The 20,658-nt window shown below is 66.5% G+C and carries 18 protein-coding genes and 1 other RNA gene; 7 read left to right on the top strand and 12 right to left on the bottom strand.

What is annotated here, in order from left to right:
* Nucleotides 1-5: 5 nt before the first annotated feature.
* The 3 genes from ftsL to rnpB form a co-directional block, all read right to left on the bottom strand.
* On the bottom strand, nt 6-482 hold the full coding sequence (gene ftsL, locus ACNHKD_RS15635) for a cell division protein FtsL (protein WP_442754406.1): 477 nt from the start codon (nt 480-482) through the stop codon (nt 6-8).
* Complete coding sequence (rsmH, locus tag ACNHKD_RS15640) at nt 482-1,522, bottom strand: 16S rRNA (cytosine(1402)-N(4))-methyltransferase RsmH (RefSeq protein ID WP_442756916.1); 1,041 nt, start codon at nt 1,520-1,522, stop codon at nt 482-484. The genes ftsL and rsmH overlap by 1 nt, the downstream gene beginning before the upstream one ends.
* Before the next feature lie 407 nt (nt 1,523-1,929).
* An RNA gene (gene rnpB / locus ACNHKD_RS15645) (RNase P RNA component class A) lies at nt 1,930-2,311 on the bottom strand.
* A 138-nt stretch (nt 2,312-2,449) separates the two neighbouring features.
* On the opposite strand from rnpB, the gene ACNHKD_RS15650 reads away from it, so the two are divergent.
* Nucleotides 2,450-2,893 (top strand): hypothetical protein, encoded by a 444-nt coding sequence (locus ACNHKD_RS15650; RefSeq protein ID WP_442754407.1) that lies wholly within the window; start codon nt 2,450-2,452, stop codon nt 2,891-2,893.
* On the opposite strand, the gene ACNHKD_RS15655 is transcribed toward ACNHKD_RS15650, so the two are convergent.
* A complete protein-coding gene (locus ACNHKD_RS15655; RefSeq protein WP_442754408.1) occupies nt 2,890-3,435 on the bottom strand; it encodes a hypothetical protein in 546 nt (181 codons plus the stop codon). The two genes, ACNHKD_RS15650 and ACNHKD_RS15655, sit on opposite strands and share 4 nt — an antisense overlap.
* A gap of 95 nt (nt 3,436-3,530) precedes the next feature.
* Between ACNHKD_RS15655 and ACNHKD_RS15660 the strand changes: the two genes are divergently transcribed.
* The 3 genes from ACNHKD_RS15660 to ACNHKD_RS15670 all read left to right on the top strand — a co-directional run bounded on the left by ACNHKD_RS15660 (nt 3,531) and on the right by ACNHKD_RS15670 (nt 7,097).
* Nucleotides 3,531-5,774 (top strand): primosomal protein N', encoded by a 2,244-nt coding sequence (locus ACNHKD_RS15660; protein WP_442754409.1) that lies wholly within the window; start codon nt 3,531-3,533, stop codon nt 5,772-5,774.
* Nucleotides 5,775-5,898: 124 nt separating this feature from the next.
* Nucleotides 5,899-6,186 (top strand): hypothetical protein, encoded by a 288-nt coding sequence (locus tag ACNHKD_RS15665; RefSeq protein ID WP_442754410.1) that lies wholly within the window; start codon nt 5,899-5,901, stop codon nt 6,184-6,186.
* 437 nt (nt 6,187-6,623) lie between these two features.
* The gene (locus ACNHKD_RS15670) at nt 6,624-7,097 is read left to right on the top strand and encodes a hypothetical protein (RefSeq protein WP_442754411.1); all 474 of its coding nucleotides are present in this window, start codon (nt 6,624-6,626) and stop codon (nt 7,095-7,097) included.
* 33 nt (nt 7,098-7,130) lie between these two features.
* On the opposite strand, the gene hrcA is transcribed toward ACNHKD_RS15670, so the two are convergent.
* From hrcA to ACNHKD_RS15690, 4 genes are all read right to left on the bottom strand, one after another.
* Nucleotides 7,131-8,216, bottom strand: a complete 1,086-nt coding sequence (gene hrcA, locus ACNHKD_RS15675; RefSeq protein WP_442754412.1) for a heat-inducible transcriptional repressor HrcA — start codon at nt 8,214-8,216, stop codon at nt 7,131-7,133.
* A gap of 99 nt (nt 8,217-8,315) precedes the next feature.
* Nucleotides 8,316-9,107, bottom strand: coding sequence for an outer membrane protein (locus tag ACNHKD_RS15680; protein WP_442754413.1), 792 nt, complete (start codon nt 9,105-9,107; stop codon nt 8,316-8,318).
* A gap of 175 nt (nt 9,108-9,282) precedes the next feature.
* Nucleotides 9,283-10,509, bottom strand: coding sequence for a glycosyltransferase (locus ACNHKD_RS15685; protein ID WP_442756917.1), 1,227 nt, complete (start codon nt 10,507-10,509; stop codon nt 9,283-9,285).
* A 10-nt stretch (nt 10,510-10,519) separates the two neighbouring features.
* Entirely contained in the window at nt 10,520-11,788 is a 1,269-nt protein-coding gene (locus ACNHKD_RS15690) for a glycosyltransferase (protein WP_442754414.1), read from the bottom strand.
* A 49-nt stretch (nt 11,789-11,837) separates the two neighbouring features.
* Between ACNHKD_RS15690 and ACNHKD_RS15695 the strand changes: the two genes are divergently transcribed.
* Complete coding sequence (locus tag ACNHKD_RS15695) at nt 11,838-12,731, top strand: hypothetical protein (protein ID WP_442754415.1); 894 nt, start codon at nt 11,838-11,840, stop codon at nt 12,729-12,731.
* Between the two features lie 122 nt (nt 12,732-12,853).
* Nucleotides 12,854-14,017 (top strand): LptF/LptG family permease, encoded by a 1,164-nt coding sequence (locus ACNHKD_RS15700; RefSeq protein ID WP_442754416.1) that lies wholly within the window; start codon nt 12,854-12,856, stop codon nt 14,015-14,017.
* Here the strand turns inward: ACNHKD_RS15700 and ACNHKD_RS15705 are convergent.
* On the bottom strand, nt 13,996-14,757 hold the full coding sequence (locus ACNHKD_RS15705) for an ABC transporter ATP-binding protein (protein WP_442754417.1): 762 nt from the start codon (nt 14,755-14,757) through the stop codon (nt 13,996-13,998). The genes ACNHKD_RS15700 and ACNHKD_RS15705 overlap by 22 nt on opposite strands.
* Nucleotides 14,747-15,571: an ABC transporter permease gene (locus tag ACNHKD_RS15710; protein WP_442756918.1), complete on the bottom strand. Its 825-nt coding sequence runs from the start codon at nt 15,569-15,571 to the stop codon at nt 14,747-14,749. Before ACNHKD_RS15710 ends, ACNHKD_RS15705 begins: the two co-directional genes overlap by 11 nt.
* 187 nt (nt 15,572-15,758) lie before the next feature.
* Between ACNHKD_RS15710 and ACNHKD_RS15715 the strand changes: the two genes are divergently transcribed.
* Nucleotides 15,759-17,249 carry an NAD(P)-binding protein gene (locus tag ACNHKD_RS15715; protein ID WP_442754418.1) on the top strand — a complete coding sequence of 497 codons (1,491 nt, stop codon included), beginning with the start codon at nt 15,759-15,761 and terminating at the stop codon, nt 17,247-17,249.
* A 4-nt stretch (nt 17,250-17,253) separates the two neighbouring features.
* Here ACNHKD_RS15715 and glmS read toward each other — a convergent pair whose 3' ends face one another.
* Both glmS and glmU read right to left on the bottom strand, forming a co-directional pair.
* Nucleotides 17,254-19,083, bottom strand: a complete 1,830-nt coding sequence (gene glmS / locus ACNHKD_RS15720) for a glutamine--fructose-6-phosphate transaminase (isomerizing) (protein WP_442754419.1) — start codon at nt 19,081-19,083, stop codon at nt 17,254-17,256.
* 99 nt (nt 19,084-19,182) lie between these two features.
* Nucleotides 19,183-20,541, bottom strand: coding sequence for a bifunctional UDP-N-acetylglucosamine diphosphorylase/glucosamine-1-phosphate N-acetyltransferase GlmU (gene glmU / locus ACNHKD_RS15725; RefSeq protein WP_442754420.1), 1,359 nt, complete (start codon nt 20,539-20,541; stop codon nt 19,183-19,185).
* Nucleotides 20,542-20,658 lie beyond the last annotated feature (117 nt).

The raw sequence follows: 20,658 nt of genomic DNA on the forward strand, positions 1-20,658 counted from the left end.
CTCTGTCATGGCTTTTTCTGCTCGCGGCTCGGGCTCTGCTGGCTGGCGCTCGGCGCCTTGGTCGTCGCCGCGACCTTCGGCGTCGCCGCCTTGGCCTTGGGCGTGTCGGATTTGGGCGTGGTCGGCGTCGCGGGCGCGGCGGCCGGCGTCGCGGGCAGGCTGAGACCGATCTCGCTCAGCTTCGCCCCGATGAAGTCGCTATGCGTTTTCTGCGGCAGAGACGTGGCGGCGACGATCTGCGTCACCTGAAGCGGCCTCAAATCGGGCAGATATTTGTCCGCGAGCGGCTGCAGGCGCTCCGGGCGCGTCATATAGGCCCATTCCGCCCGCAAAACGGCGATGGCGTCGCGCTCCTGCTTGATCTCGATCCTCGTCTTGGCGATTTGCTCGGCGCGGTAGGCCGTCTGATATTTGATCGAATAGGCGTAGACCGCCGAACCGATCAGCGCGCAGATCGCGACAATGTTGAGAAGCCGGAGCATCAGACTTTTCCTTTGTCGCGGGCGGGAAGTCGCGCGAGCCGCGTGAGCTTGTCGCCGAGCGGGAAGGACGGCGCGGCGGTGCGCGTCGCGTGCCGCAGCTTGGCCGAGCGCGCGCGGGGATTTTCGGCGGTTTCTTTCCGCGAGGGCGCAATGGGCTGGCGGCCTTCGCAGATGAAGCTCATGGGCGGCGGCGCCGGTTCGCCCGGCAGCCGGCGCGAGCCCGTTTCCCCGCGCCCGCAGCGTTCCGAGAGGAACTGCTTCACGATGCGGTCCTCGAGCGAATGGAAGGTCACGACGACGAGGCGCCCGCCCTCGGCCAGCACGCGCTCGGCGGCCGCGAGGCCGTCGAGCAGCTCGCCCAATTCGTCGTTCACCGCGATGCGCAGCGCCTGAAAGCTTTTCGTCGCCGGATGAATGTCGTTTGGGCGCCCCGGCGCGACGCGGGCGATCATTTCGGCGAGCGGCTTGGTGGAGACGAAAGGCGCAAGCCGGCGGTCATGCACAATGGCGCGGGCGATGCGACGAGAAGCGCGCTCCTCGCCGTAGAAATAGAGGATGTCGGCGAGCGTCTCTTCGTCCGCCTCATTGACGATGTCGGCGGCCGAAACGCCCCTGCCCTCCATGCGCATGTCGAGCGGGCCGTCGCCGCGAAAGGAGAAGCCGCGTTCGATCCGATCGAACTGCATGGAGGAGACGCCGATATCGAAAACAGCGCCGTCGAGCGGCGCGAAGCCCTGCGCGCGCGCGACGTCCTCGAGATGCGAGAAGCGCGCTTCGACGAGAGTCAGGCGCCCGCGCGCCTGCGAAACGAGATCGGCGCCCGCCGCGATCGCCGTCGGATCGCGGTCGAGCGCGAGAACCTTTGTATCGGCGACGGCGAGAAGGGCGCGCGTATAGCCGCCCGCGCCAAACGTGCCGTCGAGATAACGCCCGCCGTCGCGCGGACGCAGCGCCTCTACCGCCTCGTGCAACAACACGGGCGTATGCCGAACCGGACCGCCATCCGCCGGGAGCCGATCCGAGCTGCGGTCCTTTCCCATCACGCTTGCCCTCGCACTCGCCCGCGCCGTCGCCGATGCGCGCCGAACATGCGCCGCCGGGCCTCGGAGAGGCCGGCTCGCAGTGTCGAGGCGTCGCGGCGAAATTTCCTGGCGGGCCATAGGTTTTTCAAGGCGTCGGCGAAGCGGCGGCAAGCCGCAGCGCCTCCTCCGGCGCCAAACAGCATTAAGCTTTGTTAGTGTTAAGGGAGGGTTACTGGCGCCCCAGGGAATCCGCTTCAAATGCCAGCGGCCGCCCATCCCTCCCCTTTACGGAGGGTGGCGCGCGGAGCGCGACGGGTGGGGTAAAGCCCCATCACTGTCGCTGCCGCGCGAACCCCACCCGGCGGCCTTTGGCCGCCGACCTCCCCGTAAAGGGGAGGTATTTCAGAGCCTCGTCACGCAGGACGAGCGCCAGCCGGCCTGTAAGCCGGGTTCTGTATGGCGCCGGCCGGTTTCCCGACCCGCGCGTGACGGCCATTCCTCTGGGACGGTCGTCGCCGACCGCCTCGAGCAACCAACCCGGGCGACATCCCGGAGACGGGTTGAAAGCTTTCGCCTTCGGTCGCCCCTATTCGGTTTTGCTCCCGGCGGGGCTTGCCATGCCCTCGGCGTTGCCGTCGAGGCGGTGCGCTCTTACCGCACCCTTTCACCCTTACCGGGCTAAAGCCCGGCGGTTTGCTTTCTGTGGCGCTTTCCCTGGGGTCGCCCCCGCCGGACGTTATCCGGCGCCGTGTCTCCGTGGAGCCCGGACTTTCCTCTGCGTGACGCAGCGGCCGTCCGGCCGACTGGCTTATTCAGGGATAGGGAGCAGCGGGAGCCAGGTCAAGGGCGTCATTCAGTGCGGCGGCGTCCGCGGACTTTACGGCGACGCGCAAAAGCGGCCATCTTAAATAGCTGGAGCCATGGGGCGCATTCCCGGAGGAACTGATGCAGAGATTATCTGGACGCTTCTTTGTGGCGGCGACGGCCGGAGCGCTGACTCTCGCCCAGACAGCAGCCTGTCTCGCCTTGCCGGCCGCGCCGCTTCCCGAGAGGGACGCGGGCCTTGTCCAGGTCCGGGGCGGCTGGCATGGCGGCGGCGCCGTGGCCCGGCCCGGATGGACCGGCGGTAGTTGGCGTGGCGGCGCCTATCGCCCGCCGGGAGGCTGGTATGGCCGCCCCGTGGCGCGGCCCCCGGCCTATGTGGGCGGCTGGCGCCGGCCCTACTACGGCTGGCGCCCAGGCGGCGCCATTGCGGCGGGCGCGGCGATCGGCTTCCTCAGCGCGGCCGCCGCAGCGGCCTACGCGACTTCCGCGGCGCCGGCCCCGGGCCTCTGCTGGTACTACACCGACGCTACATACCAGGCAGGCTTCTGGGACTACTGCCCCTAGCCGCCAGCGAGTCGCGCGAGACGCTGCGGGATCGCTTTCCGCCACGTCGTTCGCGTCGACTCGCGCATTCGCGCCGAAACGAGCGCGCCCGCGGCGAGCCCGAAGGCGAGTGCGACGTAAGACGCCAACATCGACTTCTTCGACAGAACCAGCTCCCAACCGGGCGTGAAGCGCTTGGGCGTCGCGCCGTAATCGACCGCCCAGGCGATCCCCGACGTCACGAGGGCGTCGCGCAGCAGATTCATGAGCGTGCGCGGCGGATTGGCCGCGAGCCAGGCTTCGAAAGGCGCCGCCCAGAAGACGACCGAAAGGTAGTGGGTCGCGAAGCCGACAAGCGTGTGGCTCGCGCTCGGCAGCTCGACCTTCGCCGCTTCGTCGCCCCGCGCCCAATGACTCGTCGCATTGACCGGCTGCAAAGCGCCCTTACCCTCCATCTTGGCGAGCGCCGTCAACGCGGCCGCCGACACCAGCGCGGCGACAGCGCCCGTCACCGCCGCGGACAGACCGAGCTGCGACCATTTGTTGTCCGTCGTCATCTTCATGCGGGCCTCCTATGCGCGCTCGGCATGTGGAACCGCGCGGGACGGGCTTCGTTCCGCCGCTTCTCGGAGCGGGCGATATGCTTTAAGCCCCCCGCATGAGCGCGGCGCAGGATGAATCGAAGGGAGCGCGGGTCGTCGACGTGCTGGCGCCGGTCGCCGTCGACGGGACGTACTCTTACTTCGCGCCGCCTGCGCTCGGTTTGCAGCCGGGCGACAGCGTCAAGATTCCGCTGGGGACGCGCGAGGCCTATGGCGTCGTCTGGGAAATCGACGACGGCGCGGCGCGGCGCGGCAATCTCAAGACCGTCGCGGCGCGGCTCGACCGGCCGCGACTCTCCCGGAAGCTGCGCGATTTCATCGACTGGCTCGCCCGCTACACGCTCACGCCGCGCGGCATGGCGTTGCGTCTCGCGACCCGCGCCGCCGAGGACGCCGCGCCCGAGACGCCGCGCCTTCTCTATCGGGCCACCGGTTCGCAGCCCGAGCGATTGACGCCCACGCGCGCACGCGTGCTCGAAGCGGCCAAAGGCGGCATGGCGTTCTCCAAGAAAACGCTTTCCGAGGCCGCCGCCTGTTCCTCAGGCGTCATCGACGCGCTGGTCGACGGCGGCGCCCTCGAAGCCGTCGCCGCGCCGCCGGAGCCGGTCGCCCGCGCGCTCGATCCGGATTTCGCCGCGCCGATATTGGAGCCCGCGCAAAGCGCCGCCGCAGAGGCTTTGATCGCAGCCGTCCGCGCGCGCGCGTTCAAGCCCTTCCTTCTCGAAGGCGTCACCGGCTCCGGCAAAACGGAGGTCTATTTCGAGGCGATCGCCGCCGCCTTGAAGGACGGCGGACAAGCGCTCGTGATGATGCCGGAGATCGCGCTCACCGCGCAGTTTCTCGAACGCTTCGCCGCGCGCTTTGGGGAGAAGCCCGCCGAATGGCACTCGGGGGTTTCGGAGCGTAAGCGCGCCCGCATCTGGCGCGCGGCGGCGACAGGCGAGCTTTCCGTCGTCGCGGGCGCGCGCTCTGCGCTGTTTCTCCCCTTTCGAGACCTGCGCCTGGTCGTCGTCGATGAAGAGCATGAAGGCGCCTACAAGCAGGATGACGGCGCCTCCTATCATGCGCGCGACATGGCTGTGGTGCGGGCGCGTTTCGAGAACGCGACGATCGCGCTCGCTTCCGCGACGCCGTCGATCGAAACGCGCGTCAACGCCGAGCGCGGACGTTACGGCCATCTGAGATTGCACGCGCGCGCGGGGTCCCGGCCCATGCCGATACTTGAGCCGATCGACATGCGCGCCGAAGGCCCGCAGCGCGGCCGCTGGATCGCGCCGCGCCTCGCGCTCGCCGTCGGCGAAACGATTGCGCGCGGCGAACAGGCGCTTCTCTTTCTGAATCGGCGCGGCTACGCGCCCCTGACGCTTTGCCGCGATTGCGGCCATCGCTTTCGCTGCGCGCAGTGCGACGCATGGCTCGTCGAGCATCGTTTCCGGCGCGCGCTCGTCTGCCATCATTGCGGCCATACGGAACGGCGCCCCGACACATGCCCCGAATGCGGCGCGGAAGATTCGCTCGCCGCATGCGGTCCCGGCGTCGAGCGCCTCGCGGAGGAAGCGGCGACGCTCTTTCCGGATGCGCGTATCCTTGTGCTGTCGTCGGATTTTCCGGGCGGCGCGGAAAGATTGCGACGCGAGCTCGACGAAATCGCCAGAGGCGCTTTCAATATCGTCATCGGCACGCAGCTCGTCGCCAAGGGCCATAACTTCCCGCATCTCACCCTTGTCGGCGTCGTCGACGCAGACCTTGGCTTGGGCAGCGGCGATCCGCGGGCGGCGGAGCGCACATTTCAATTGCTCAATCAGGTGACGGGCCGCGCCGGACGCGGCGACAAGCCCGGCCGCGCGATGATCCAGACGTTCCAGCCCGAGCATCCCGTCATCGCCGCGTTGCTTTCGGGCGATGCGGAGAAATTCTATGCGCAGGAGATCGCGCTGCGCGAACGCGCCGGACTGCCGCCCTTCGGGCGTCTCGCCGCTCTCATCGTTTCGGGCAAGGACGTCGCTGCGGCCGAAGCGCATGCGCGCGCGCTGGTGCGAGCCGCGTACGGGCTTCCGCCTTCGCCGCGCTATCGCATGGCGGCGCTCGGCGGCTTGCCTGAGTCTGACGAGATCATGCTGCTCGGCCCCGCGGAGGCGCCGATCGCGCTCATTCGCGGTCGTTTTCGTTATCGCCTGCTTGTGAAGGCGCCGCGAAGCGCGGATGTGCAATCCTTCCTGCGCGACCTTATCGCGACCGGTCCGAAAGAACGCGGCGGCGTCCGCGTCCAGATAGACGTCGATCCGCAGAATTTCATGTAGCCCCGCCGGTTTCGGCAACATGGGCGGGACGATCCGCGGTTGAACGCCCGGCGTCCCGCGATAGGTATGGCTGATCTTGAAGCGCCGACGCGCTTCGCACTTCTCTCCATGGGAAGGATCGAAAATGAAGATCAGGACACTTGTCGTCGCCGCGCTTGCGGCGAGCGGCGTCACGGCGACGGCGTTCGCAATGCCGATCGCTTCGCAAAAGAGCGCCGGCCTCGATGCGCAGCAGGCGCATATGGTGCAGGTCTGCGAACACGGCCGTTGCTTCTGGACTCGCGACCACTGGGGACGGAGAGGCGATCACTGGGGTTACGGCGGCGGACGCTGGGGCTATAGCGATGATTGGCGCCGTTACGATCGCTATGATCGCGAACGCGATTGGGATCAGGACTGGCGCCGTTGGTGAGGCCATCTCATCCGAACGAACAAAAGCCCGCGGCTGTCGCCTGCTTAGGCTACTGACAAAGTAGCGGCGCCCCGTCGCGCTTCGAGACGCTTGCTGCGCAAGCTCCTCGGCATAAGGGGCTTCTTCCATCGGCGACACTTAGCTGGGCCTCATCCTGAGGAGCGAGAAGCGCGCGTCTCGAAGGACGAGGCCGCCTTGGGAAGTTTTGTCAACAAACTGAGCCCGCGGCCGTCGCGGGCTTTTTCGTTTCCCAATTTTATCCGAGCCGGTCCGGGACTCGTTTCATATGGAGAATCCCGCTCATCGCATCGCTTTCGTCAGGTTTCGTTTGTGCGTTGAAAGCGCGTAGGCGCGCGACAGATACGACGGACCATGCGAACGCCCGACGCTCAGGCGCCGCGCGGCGCAGCTCTCCGTAAGGAGGAAAGGACGAAACGATGAAGAGCAAACTTCTCTTGTTCGCATCCGTGGTCGGCGGCGCGCTCGCGCTCGGCGCGCCCTTGTCGAAAGCGACGCCGGTCGCAGCTCCGACGCCGGCCGATAACGGCGTTGCGAAAGCGCACGCGGTTCGAATTTGCGACGACGACGGCGATTGCTGGTTGTCCTATCGTCATAGCCATCGCGGCGATTGGGACGAAGATCGGGATCGCGGCTGGCGACATGGCTACCGCGACTATGACGAAGATCATTACGGCCGCGCGCCGCATGGCAGAGACTGGAATGATCGCGACTATGACCGCGACCACGAGCGCCGTGGGCGCAATTGGGACAAGGATCGCGACCGCGGCGAATGGGGCCGCAGCTCAGAGCGCGAACGCCACGGCATGGAGGATAAGGATCGGGATAAGGACTATCGCTCGGGCGGCGAGCAAAGCATGAAAGAGCGCGGCGAAGGCGAAAAGGGGAAATAGGAAGATTCTGCGAGCCGTTGTGCGCGGCTCGCCTTACGCGCCGCGCACGACGCGCGCCACGACTTTCGCCGTGTAATCCACCATCGGCACGATGCGGGCGTAGTTGAGGCGCGTCGGCCCGATCACGCCCAGCGCCCCGATGATGCGGCGGTTCTTGTCGCGCAGCGGCGCGGCGATCATCGACGAGCCGGAAAGGGAGAACAGCTTGTTCTCCGAACCGATGAAGATGCGAACGCCCTCGCCCTGCTCGGCCCGCTCCAAAAGATCGATCACTTCCGTCTTCGTTTCTAGATCGGCGAAAAGCAGGCGTACGCGTTCGAGATCCGCCGCCGCAGTGAGATCTTCGAGAAGATGCGCTTGCCCGCGCACAATGAGCTGGCGGCTTTCGCTCGTGGCGCCCGCCCAGCTCGCATAGCCGGCCTCGACGAGCCGGGCCGTCAATTCGTCCAGCTCCGTCTGCGCGGCGCGGCGCGACGCCTCGATGCCCTCCCGCGCTTCGGCGAGCGTGCGCCCGGTAATTCGCGCGTTGAGATAGTTTCCGGCCTCGGTCAGCGCCGAAGCCGGCAGATCGCGAGACACCGGGATTACGCGATTCTCCACCGTGCCGTCGTCGGCGACGAGAATGGCGAGCGCGCGTTCGGGCTCGAGCCGCACGAAGTCGATTTGTTTGAGCCGAACATTCTCCTTTGAGGCGACGACGACGCCAGCGACGCGCGTCAATCCGGAGAGCAGGCTCGTCGCCTCCGCAAGCACGCCTTCGAGATCGTGGTCCTTCGAGGCGGCCTCGACTTCCGCCGCGATGCGTGCGCGCTCGCTCTCCTCGACGTCTCCGATCTGCAGCAGCGAGTCGACGAAAAAACGCAGGCCGAGTTCGGTCGGCAGGCGGCCGGCGCTCGTATGGGGCGAATAGATCAGGCCCAACTCCTCCAGGTCCTGCATGACGTTGCGCACGGAAGCGGGCGACAGCGTCATCGGAAGGAGGCGCGACAATTGCCGCGAACCGACAGGCTCCCCGGTCGCGAGATAGCTGTCGACCAGCAGCCGGAATATTTCGCGGGAGCGGTCGGTCAGCATCGCTAGGTTGGAAAGGGGCGGAAAGATCGGCGACGGTCGGATCATGACCGCAAGAATAACGCATTGGCGCCGCGCGTCGAGACCGGCTCGCGCAACGAAAAACCCGGCCGCGGGGCCGGGCTTCGTGGTGGGCGAATCAGAGGATCAGAGGCCGAGGCCGGCGATCCCGAGGAGCGAGCCAATGCTCTTGAAATGATAGTTCACGCCGACGCGGGCCATATGCGTGTCGAAGCCGTTGCCCGTGAAGGTGCGGTAGGCGACCGGGAAAGCGAGGCTCTGGCCGTTCGTGCCCGCCAGGCTCGTGTAGAGATATTCGGCCTTGATCGAGATCTTGTCGAAGACGGCCCATTCGATGCCGGCGCCGACGTTCCAGCCTGCCTGCCACTTGGAGGCGTTGGTCGGGAAGGAGATGCCGCCGACATTGTCGAAGCCGTTGCTGAAGAGCTGGCCATAGGTCAGGCCGCCCGTGACGTAGGGCAGGAAGCGACCGAAAGCGTAGCCGAACCGCAGACGCTCCGTGCCGTACCAGCGCAGGCGGCTCTGCAGCGCGCCGCCGCCCCAACCCCAGGCCGCGCCGGGATTGCCGCTGCTCACATCCGCATAGTTGAAGTCCGACTCGTAGCCGACGACGATATTGTTGGGGAGCTGCCAGGTCGCGCCGCTCTGAACGCCGACGACGAAGCCCGTCGTGCCCTGGGAAGAAGGCGCGTTGTACCAGGACGCGCCCGGCGCGCCGGCGAAGAAGGTAATGTTCGACAAATAGCTGGCTGAACCGCCGCCATAGCCGCCAATGACGCCGATATGATAGCCCGTCCAGTCGAAACCGACGGGCGGCGGCGGCGGGGGCGCCTTGTAGCTGGGCAGATCGGCCGCCGAAGCCGCGCCGATCGCCAGTATCGGCGCCAGAGCGCCGAAAACCGTAGCCTTGAAAGTCATTATAGTCTTCTCCAATCGCAAGGCCGCCCGGTCGCCGGCGCAGCAGGATGATGAAGAAAGTAACATCCCGGAATGCACTAAGAAATTATCGCCGCCCCCGGCGCCGCGAATTTAGCCAAGGCGTTGCGCCCGCGTCACACCGGCGCGCAATTGCATGTTTTGAATACGAAAACAATTAAGCATCCCGCCGCAGGAGCGGCCCCGCGAGCGTGGCCAGGTTTCGCCGATAGGCTGCAAGGGAAAAACGCGATTCATAATAGGACGTCGTCGAGGCGCAAGGCGAATCGCTTTGACCGGGTTTCGCCGCAGCCGCGCGCAGGGCTTCGGCGAAATCCTCTGCGGATTCGGCTATGGTCACGCCGGCAAGGCGGAAGGCCTCGGCGTCCATGCCGCGCAACGCCTGAGGAGAGGCGATGATCGGCAGGCCGCTCGACAGCGCTTCGACGGCCTTGATCGAGATGCCCGTGCCGTTGATCGTCGGCAGCAGGACCAGTCTCGCCCGCGCATAGACCGCGCCGGGATCGTCGACGCGCCCAAGGAACCATGTCCTGTAGGTCTCATATTGCTCGGGAGCGCGGGCGCGCACGCCGGCGTCGACATTGCCGGCGATCGTCACGTTCACGCCCGGCGCCCTGGGCGCCACCTCCCGCAGGAACCAGACGACGCTCTCGACATTCGCCGGATTGTTGCTGGAGACGATGACGATGTCCGGCCCGCCCGGACCGGTCGGCGCGGGCGGCGTCGGCGGGTAGATCAGCGCATGGCGCTTCTCAGGCAGGAGCGCGCGGAAATCCTCGGCCTCCTGCGCATTGAGATGCAGCAGCAGGTCCGCGCCCCGCATCGCCGCAAGCTCCTGCGCCAGCATGGCCTCATAGGTCGCGCGCGGCGAGAGCCAGGGCATGTGCTGATTGAAGAGCACGAATTGCCGCGCCTGCAGGTCGTGCGTGTCGAGCATGATCGGCGCGCGGGCGCGGGCGAGACGGCGGGCGACGGGCATGAGGAAGAAGTGGTTGCAATGAACGAGGTCGTATTCCCGCTTCTCGACCTCGGGCGAAAGCTTGGCGCGCGCGGCCATGCCCAGCCGGATCGCCGCCTGATCGCCATGGACGTAAGGCCATAAAGTCCGGGTCAGGAAGCGCGGGCCGAGCATGGCGTAGAATGGAGCGCCGCCAAAATAACGCGGCCCGGCGTCAAGCTCGGGCGTGGCCTTCACGTAGGGCTTCCAGATCCACTCCCGGTCCGAGACGAAACCAGGATCCGAACTGATGGCGATGGGCGAGACATTGGCCCCGAGCGCGCGATAGGCCTCGACCTGGCCGACGATCACGCGATAACTGCCGCAGGAATGCCATGCCGGATGCACGAGCGCGATACGCCGGCCGGCGAGACTCGCTTCCTTCATCGTCACGGCGCTAAGCTCTCGTTTGGAGCGTCTCCAGCGCTCCGGCCAGCGCGCGCGCATAGGCGTCGAGGCTGAAAGCCCGGTCGTACAGCATGCGCGTGTCGCTCAGGGCGCCGGGCGTGTCGCCGCGGTCCGACCGCGCCTGCGCCCGGCGCCAGAATTGGGCGAACTCGGTCGCGTCATGGGCGACGCACACATTGCCAAGAGTCGCGGGGTCGATCTGCATGCCGCGGAAGGCGAGCGGCGTGGCGATGATCGGCGCGCCGCAAGCGAGCGCCTCGACGGCCTTGATCGAGAGGCCATGCCCCTCCACGGTCGGCAGCAGCACGCAGCCGGCCCGCTTGTAGACGAGAGCGATGTTGTCGACCCGGCCCATGAAGAGACGGGCGTGCGCGTCGTAAAGCTCCGGGTCGCGCTTTTTGAGGCCTTCGTCGATATTGCCGTAGATCGAAACCTTGGCGCCGCCGGCCTTCGGAACGACTTCGGTCAGGAACCAGCGCAGGCTCTTGTAGTTCGCGTAATTGTCGCTCGCGACGATCACGATCTGCGCGCCGACCGAGCGCGGCACGTCCGGAACCGCGGGATAGATCAGCGCATGGGACGCCTCGGGCAGGAGGCTGCGGAAGTCGCGATATTCCTCCTCGTTGAGATGCGTGCAGAGATCGGCGCGGCGCATCCAGTCCAGTTCGACCCTCAGCATGTCGGAATAGCCGGCGTGCGGAGGGATGAAGAACCCGCCCTGGTTGCGCAGCACGAATTGCCGCGCCTGAATGTCCTGCGTCTCCAGGATGACGGGCGTCCGGCGTCCCTGTTTCAGCTTTTCCACGAAGGGCATCGTGAAGAAGTGATTCGCGTGGATGAGGTCGATCGACTCGCGGTCGAACTCCTCCGGGAGCGGCGACCGCCTGGCGATCTCGATCAACCAGGAGGCCTGGTCGCCATGGATGAGGCGCCAATAGCTTTTGGCGAAGAAGACCGGAGACAGGAGGGCCGATGTCGGCGCGCCGGAGTAATAGCTGCGGTTCGCGCCGATATTGCGGGAGGCGTTCAGATAGGCGTCCCAGCGCGCCCCTTCCGGCGCGGCGGGGCCGAGCGCGTCCATCATGGCGACGGAGACGACGCGCGCCCCGAGCGCCCGATAGGCGGCGATCTGGCTGACATTGACCTGATAGCTGCCGCAACTGTGCCAGGCGGCGTGGACGACGGCGACCGTTTTCCCGGCCAACGGCTTCCCGAGCGGCGGCGCGGCGCCCGCTTGCGCCGGGGAAAAGTCGTCCAAGCTGCCGCCCCCTTGCTTTTGCCCAAGTTTTATCAGTACACCCCCGTATATGAGCCTTCGTCTCCCAAATCCACCCCTTCGCGCGCCGGACTCCGAGGCTGGCGCTTCCGCCCCGGCCAAGCGCTATGGCGTCGCCATCGTCGGCAACGACAAGATCATCGACTGGCTGCTGCCTTTCCTCGAAAGCTATCGCGACACCAACTCGTCTCTGCCGCTCTATCTCATCCCCTATGACGACAATGTGGAGATGACGAAACGGGCGGCCGATATCTACGGCGCGACCTATGTCTCCGAGGAGCCCATCGAAATCGACAAGCTCTCGCACGAGCTTTACCCAGGCATTTTCAACAACAACCGCCGGCGCCTGCGCAAGCTTCAGGCGCTCGCTTTGCCGCTCGACGAAGTCGCCTATGTCGACGTCGACGTCATTCTCTTCCGCGACTTCACGCCGATCTTCGGCAAGCTCGAAGCCAGCAGGACGGAGTTCATCGTCGCCTCGCCGAGCTTCGAATATGTCTACAACGACAGGCGCGACAAATATCCCTTCCTGAAGGACGTGCTGCTCTTTAACGACGGCTTCTGGGTCACGTCGAACAAGTTCCTGAAGCTTTCCGATTTCATCGAGACGATGAAGGTCGACTCGGCCATCTTCCACGACGTGCGCAAGCGCGGGCAGCTCTTCGCCCAGCCGCTCGTCAACTTCGTGACGCACCGGCGGGGCCTGAAGATCGAGCTCCTGCCCAATGTCGTGCCGGGCTCCTCGCATGAAAGCTTCTACAAGGCGCCGGGCGTGAGCTTTCGGGACGGCAAGCCGGTCGATGTCGACGGCAAGGAAATTTACTTCGCCCATTGGGCGGGCGCTGTCGCCCTGCCCTCGCGCGGCGTCTTCGACCCCGCCTGGACGGAATATTCCAAGGCCGCCTGGGCGCGGTTCAGGAAGTGACGGCAGTGACCCAGTCGTTGCAAGGAGCGCCAGCGACGAAGCAATCCAGAGCCGCTGCCCGGCTCCCGGATTGCTTCGCCGCGCTCGCAATGACGGGCGGGACCGAGAGCGGGCGATAAGCGATGCCCCGTCTTCTTTATTGGTACCTCTTCAAGCGTGTGGGCTTCAATGTGCTCGTGGTGCAGCTTGCGCTGTCGGTGCCGGTCGTCCTGTCCTACCTGCTCTATCAGTTGCCGCCCGCCGCCGTGCGAGGCGGACTTGTCTTCCCGGCCCTTGTCGGCGTCACCCCGACCGTCGCCTATGTGACGCTGCCGATGGCCGTCGGCGTCGCCACGGCGCTCGAATTCTCGCGCATGGCCGGCGAGGGCATGATCGCGGTGCTTTACGCGCTGCGGCTTTCCGCCTGGTCGATCTGCCGACCCGCTCTTTCGCTCGCCGCAGGCCTTGTCCTGCTCGGCTATCTTCTCGCGAATTTCATCGCCCCGCATTACACGAGCAACATGCAGGACGTCCTCAACGTCGTCCGCAATTCGCTCAACCACCGCATGCTCGACGCGGCGCATTTCTACACCTTCTCCAATGGCGTGAAGACGCTCTATATCGAACGCTGGATTACGCCCGACATCGCCGCCAATCTCTTCGTGCGGCAGATTTCGGTCGAGAAGATGCAGGAAGAGACGATCACCGCGGCGCGCGCGGAGTTTCGCCGCAACGAGTCGGGCGTGATCGTCGCGCTTTCCAACGGCAGCATCCAGACGCGCTCGATTGCGAGCAATGAGGTGCGCATCGCCAATTTCGACGAATACGCCATGGCGCTGCCGATGCAGGGCAGCGGCGCCCTGCCAGACCGCGGCTGGAAGGGAGTCTATGAACTCTCCGCCGGAGCCTTCCTTTCGAGCTGGAGTCTCGCCAAGCTCGACCATCGGCAGGCCGGCGAATGGCTGGCGGAGGCGGCGAAGCGTTTCGGCGTGCCGGCGCTCGCCATCGCCCATACTTTGCTCGCCATGGCGCTGACGCTCAGCTTCGGCAACATCACCGGCCGCCGCGGCGCGGCGGGGAGCCTGACGATCATGGCCATCCCGGCGGCGCATATCGGCTTTCTCGTCGGGCTCGAATCGCTTCTGCGCATCAGCGGCTGGTTTGCGATTCTGCTGCTCGCCGGTCTGGCCGCCGAGGCGCTCGGATCGCTCTGGCTCATCGCCCAAGTGAACTACAGCCCCAGGCCGAAGCGCCATGACGACGCCCTCCGGGCGGCGCCCGGCGCCTACGCCGCGCCCGTCGCCTGATTCTCCTCCGCGATCATCGCCGCCCGGTAATCCGCGATGATCCGGGCGGGCTCGCCGATCTCCTTGACGACCCCGTTCTCCAGCCACAGCACGCGATCACAGAGATTTTCTAGGAAGTCGAGATCGTGCGAGACCATCAGGATCGTGCCCCTATGGGCGAAATCCTGGATGAATTTCTCGCATTTGCGCTGGAAGATCTCGTCGCCCACCGACAGCGCCTCGTCCACGATCAGCACGTCGGCGTCGGCATGAGCGCAGATGGCGAAGGCCACGCGCGCGATCATCCCCATGGAATAGGTGCGCATCGGCTGCTCGAAAAAGGGGCCGATGTCGGCGAAGGCGGCAATACTCTCGATGCGGGCGTCGACCTCTTTCTTGGAGAGGCCGAGAATCGCCGCGCCGATGCGCGCGTTCTCGCGGCCCGTCAGCAGGCCGTCGAAGCCCGAGCCGAGCGCCAGAATCGGCGCGATGCGGCCCCTCACCTCGAACGCGCCGCGGGTGGGCATGGTGATGCCGCACAGGATTTGCAGCAGCGTCGTCTTGCCCGCGCCGTTGCGTCCGACGATGCCGACGCGCTCGCCCCTTTCCACTGTAAAGCTCATATCGTGCAACACCCACTTGTCCTTGTAGAATTTCTTCCACAAGCCGAAGAGGATCTGCTTCAACTGGTCGTTCTGATGCGCGTAGAGCTGGAACGATTTTCCGATGCCCCTACAGCGGATGGCGGGCTCAGATGACATCGACGATGACCGATTTGTAGCGCATGAAGAACTGGTAGCCGCCGATGAACACGGCATAGGAGGCGGCGACCACGAGGAGGTAGCCGAACACGTTCGGCACATAGCCGTCGAGCGCCACGGCGCGCAGCATCTCGATATAGTCGCCGACGATATTGAGCCGCAGCCACATGGCCGTCGAGGGCGACATCTGCGCGATCTGGTCAAGGCGGTAGAAGATCGGGGTCGCGAACATCAGCACCGGCACGATCGAGGCCATGACATGCGCCACGTCGCGCGTGAAGGCGCCGAGCGCCATCAGGAACCAGACGACTCCGAGGATGAAGAGAAAGAAGGGAACGACCAGGAAGGGCGTCAGCACGATGGTGAGCGGGATCGTTCCCGCCGTGAGCAGCCGGAAGGCGACATAGACGCCGAAGGCCACGCCCCCATAGGTGAAGGCGCGGATGGTCGCCGTCCAGGCGATGGTCTCGCTCGGGAAGATCGAGCGCTTCACGAAGTTCACATGCTCATGGAGCAGGACCGGGGCGCGATAGGCGAGCTCGCTGAACAGGTTGAAGACGATGAGGCCGACGAAGATGCCGCTTGCGTAATCGGTCACGCTCATGCCGGCGGAAAGCTGCGGAACGGTGATCGAGAAAAGCGTCGTATAGGTGAGCAGCATGACGAGCGGCGAGAGCACCGCCCAGGCGGGGCCCAGGAAGGAGCCGCGAAAGCGCGAGATGAATTCGCGCCGCACCACGGCGCGGATGAGCTCCCGGTTGCGCCAGGCCCGCTCGAAGGGGGCGACATAGGCGGGCGGGATCGAGGCGAGCAACAGTCCGGTCGTCCTTTCCGAAGCGGCGCCCTGCGGGCGCGTCGCCCGCATAGACCAGTTCAGGCCCCGCGCTGTCAATGGCGGGACTTAACCGCCGCGAAGCGATTGGGTATAGGCGACTCGCCTCGCCATTGCGCCGGGGAGGCTCCGCAGGAGCGGTCATCGCGGGAGCTAGGAGACGACGACGATGCCGACGCGCCGGCAGGCCATTGCGACTCTCGGCTTTGCCGGGGCGGCGCTGACTCTGTCCTGCCCCGCCGCCGAGACGGATTACCGGATCCGCCCCTGGACCGGGGACAGTTTCGTCCCGATGCACGCGATCCGCGACGGGCTTGCGAGCCTGCCCCTCCCCGCGCCCGAGCGGCGGGTGGAGGTCGCCATCGTCGGCGGCGGCCTCGCCGGGCTGGCCGTCGCAACGCTGCTGCGCGACCGCGACCTGCTGCTGGTCGAGCGCGAGGCCGAACCCGGCGGCGTCGCCAAATCCGGTAGATGGCGGGACGTCGACTACGCGCTGGGCTCGGCCTACTTCGTCGACGTCTCCGAGCCTTACGGCGCGTTCTACGACATGCTGGGTCTCGTCCCCAGGCCGGCGCCCGAACCGGAGAACCGGCTGATAACCGCCAGGGCGGGCTCCTCCAACGCGCTCGACGGCGACTTGCGCGGCCCTTACGAGGAACTACGCGCGCGGATGGCGCGCCTCGTCGAAAGCCCGGATTTCCCCCGTCTGCCCATCGAGGCGGCCTCCACCGGCGCCCTCGCCCTCGACCGCGTGTCGCTGCGGGAGTTCCTGGCCAGAGAACATATCGATCCCGCCCTTTTCGGCTATCTCGACGCTTTCTCCCTGTCGGCCCTGGGCGCGCCTTTGGCTGAGGTTTCCGCTTATGCGGGAGTGAACTTCCTCTCCGAGATGGCGGGGCGCGTCTACGCCTTTCCCGGCGGCAACGCCGCGCTGGCGAAGGCCATGGTCGGGAAGATCGCCGCCGCCGGAACGGGCCGCATCGCGACGGGCGCCTCCGTCTACGCGGTGGAGCCGGCGGAGGGCGGCGACGCCCGCGTGGCCTGGTTCGACGGGCAAGACCCCAGCCGGACCCAGTGCGTCGCCGCGAGATGGGTCGTTCTGGCGGCGCCCTATTTTTTCGCCGCGCGCATCGTCCGGGGTCTCGGCCCCGACGCGAAAGCCCGGATGACGGTGCTGCGGCAAGGCAGCTTTCTCGTCGCCAATTGCTGCTTCGAGGGCGCGACCTCGACGGGGGCCTATGACTGCTGGACGCCCGAGGCGGGGAGCTTCACCGACGTCTTGGACGCCGGCTGGGCGCTTGGCGAGGCCCGGCCGAGAGACCATGGCGTGCTGACCGTCTATGCGCCGTTTCGCGATCCCGATTCCGGGCGCCGACGAATGCGCGACGGAGACGGCTCGGCGCTGGCGGCGCCGGTCGCCGAGGAACTGCGCCGTTTTCTGCCGGAGGTTTTTGCGGAGGCGCGGCTTGCCGAGATTCGCCTCACTCGCTGGGGGCACCATCACCTCGTCGCCACGCCGGGCGCCGTTGAAATGATGCGCGCCCTGCCCAAGCGCATCGGCAATGTCCTGCTCGCCCATTCCGACGGCCAGGGCATGCCGGCCGTCGAAAGCGCGATAATCGAGGCGCATCGCGCCGCGGCGACGATCCGGCGCGGCTGAGCCGCTACTCCACCGTGACGCTCTTCGCGAGATTGCGCGGCTGATCCACGTCCTTACCCATGAAGGTCGCGACGTGATAGGCCAGGAGCTGCGCGGGGACGGCGTAGACGAGCGGCGCAAAGGGACCGGCGACCGTCTCCGGCATTTCGATATAGCCAGCCAGATCCGCGGCCGCCTCATGCCTGGCGCGGGGCGAGCCGATGAGGATGAGATGCCCGCCGCGCGCTGCGACCTCCTGGAGATTTGACACGGTCTTTTCAAGGCTCGCGTCCGGCGGGGCCAGCACGATCACCGGCATGGCGTAATCAATGAGCGCGATGGGTCCGTGCTTCAGTTCGCCCGCCGCGTAGCCCTCGGCGTGGATGTAGGACAGCTCCTTGAGCTTGAGAGCCCCTTCCATGGCGAGAGGGAAGGATGGCCCGCGGCCCAGATAAAGCACGCTGGAGGCCCGGGCGACGTCGCGGGCGACGGGCTCGATCTGCGCCTCTCGCGTCAAAGCCTCCGCCATCTGGCCGGGCGCGGCGATAAGCTCGGAGACGAGTTCGCGCTCGCGCTCCTTCGTCAAGACCCCGCGCGCCCGGCCCAGAGCCAAGGCGAGGCAGGCGAAAACCGCGAGCTGGCAGGTAAAGGCCTTGGTCGAGGCGACGCCGATCTCGGGTCCGGCGAGGGTCTTCGCCACCGTGTCGCTCTCGCGCGCGATGGTCGACGTCTCGACGTTCACGATCGAAAGAATGTGCTGGCCGCGCTCCCTGGCGTAGCGCAGCGCCGCGAGCGTATCCGCGGTTTCGCCGGATTGCGACACGACGATCATCAGCCCCTTCTCGGGCAGCGGCGGGTCGCGGTACCGGAATTCGGAAGCGATGTCGATCTCGACCGAGAGGCGCGCGAAGCGCTCGAGCCAGTAGCGCGCGACGAGACCGGCGTAATAGGCGGTGCCGCAGGCGGAAATCGTCACGCGCGACAGGGCTTGGGCGTCTATGTCCAGCTCGAAGGGCAGGCGCACGACGCCTTCGGCGAGATCGAGATAATGCGCGAGCGTGCGGCCGACGACTTCGGGCTGCTCGTGAATTTCCTTGGCCATGTAATGGCGGTAATTGCCCTTGTCGACCATGAAGGAGCCGGCCTGCAGCGGCTGGCGCCGGCGTTCGACCTTCGCGTCCTGGGCGTCGAAGAATTGCGTGCGGTCGCGGCGCAGAACGACCCAGTCGCCCTCGTCGAGATAGGCGATGGAGGTCGCGAAAGGCGCGAGGGCGAGAGCGTCCGAACCGAGATAGGCGCCCTCCTCGCTCCAGCCCACGGCGAGCGGCGAGCCCCGCCGCGCGCCGATGAGCAGATCTGGCTCGCCGTCGAAGAGAAAAGCCAGAGCGAAGGCGCCCTTGAGGCGCTTGAGGGCGGCGGCGACGGCGGCTTCCGGACTCGCTCCCTTTTTGATCTCGTCGGCGACGAGATGAGCGACGACCTCCGAGTCCGTTTCAGAGGCGAAATCGTGGCCTTTGCCAATCAACTCGTCCCGCAGTTCGCGGAAATTTTCGATAATCCCATTATGAACCACCGCCACGCCGCCATTGGCGTGCGGATGGGCGTTGCTTTCATTGGGTTTGCCGTGGGTCGCCCAGCGCGTATGGCCGATGCCGACCGCGCCCGTCATCCCCGTTCCGACGAGCTTTTCTTCGAGGTTTTTCAATTTGCCGGACGCGCGAAGGCGGATCAGCCGCCCATGCTCGAGCGTCGCGATCCCGGCCGAGTCGTAGCCGCGATATTCGAGCCGCTTCAGCGCTTCGACGAGTTGTCCCGCGACGGGACCATTTCCTAAAATCCCAACGATTCCGCACATTGGACCGCCTCCGAAAGCGATTGTTGCAAAAGCGCCGCCAAACAGAGGCCGAGAGGCGGGCCTCCGAGGATAAGGGTTAAAAAGGCGCCGGCGCGGCTGCTATTTTTTCGTCTTCTTCGCCGCCTGCGCCACTCTGAAACTCGCGGCCCAACCGGCTTTTTCTATCTGTCGACCGCGGGCGACGGCGAGCGCGTCCGCGGTCACATCCCTGGTGACGACCGAGCCCGAGCCGACATAGGCGCCCGGCCCGACCTCGACCGGCGCCACAAGCGCGGAGTTGGAGCCGATGAAGGCGTTGGCGCCGATCACCGTTCGGTATTTGAAGAAGCCGTCGTAATTGCAGGTGATCGTGCCCGCGCCGATATTGGCGTTCGCGCCGACGTCGGCGTCGCCGATATAAGTGAGATGGCTGACCTTCGCGCCATGCCCGAGATTGGCGTTCTTGATCTCGACGAAATTGCCGACCTTCGCCTCTTCCGCGAGCGCCGCCCCGGGGCGGAGGCGCGCGAAGGGGCCGACATTCGCCCCCGCGCCCACGCTCGCGCCTTCGAGATGCGAGAAAGCGTGGATGACCGCCCGGTCGCCAACTGCGACTCCCGGACCGAACACGACATTCGGCTCGATAAGCACGTCGCGCCCGAAGACGGTGTCAGGGCAGAGGAACACCGTCTCCGGCGCGATCATGGTCACGCCGGCGGCCATCGCCGCCCGGCGCAGGCGATCCTGCGCGACCGCTTCAGCCTGGGCGAGCTGGACGCGGTCGTTGACCCCAAGCACCTCGGTTTCGTCGGCGAGCACGATACGCGCCTCGCGTCCCGACGCGCGGGCGATTTCCACGACGTCGGTCAGATAATATTCGCCCTTGGCGTTCGCGTTCCTGATCCGGCCGAGCCAATCCAGCGCCGTCCAGCCGTCAAGCGCCATCAGCCCGGCGTTGCAGAGCTTGACCGCGCGCTCGGCGTCGCTCGCGTCCTTCTCCTCGCGAATCGCGACGAGCCGTCCCGCATCGTCCTGCAGAAGGCGGCCATAGCCGAAAGGATCGGCGGCCACGAAGCCGAGCGCCGCGATGCCGGCGCCCTGCGCGAGCGCGTCGCGCAGGGCGCGAATGGTCGCGCCGGAAACGAGCGGCGTGTCGGCGAAAAGCACCAGAAGATCGTCGCGGCCGTCGGCGATCGCCTCGCGAGCCGCCATCACCGCATGGGCCGTGCCGAGCCGGTCCGTCTGCACGAACGTCCGGGCGTCGGGCGAAAGCCGCAGCGCCTCGCCGCGCACGTCCTCGCGGCCCGGACCGACCACAACTGCGATCGCCTCCACGCCCGCTTCCGCGACGGCGCCGAGAACATGGGCGAGCATCGAACGCCCCGCGACCTTATGCAGAACCTTGGGCGTGTCGGAATTCATCCGCGTCCCCTCGCCGGCGGCGAGGACGATCGCGAGCGCTTTGCGGGTGCTCGGCATGGGGCGCCTTTGGTTGGATGGGCGCGACAGGGCCGCGCCGCTACGGCCCGTTTGTTGCAGATTCGAGCCGCGATGGGCAAGCGGGCGGCTGGATGCGTAGAAAAGACGCGTCGCAAT

The sequence above is a fragment of the Methylocystis sp. JAN1 genome (genome assembly GCF_052186135.1).
GTDB lineage: Bacteria > Pseudomonadota > Alphaproteobacteria > Rhizobiales > Beijerinckiaceae > Methylocystis.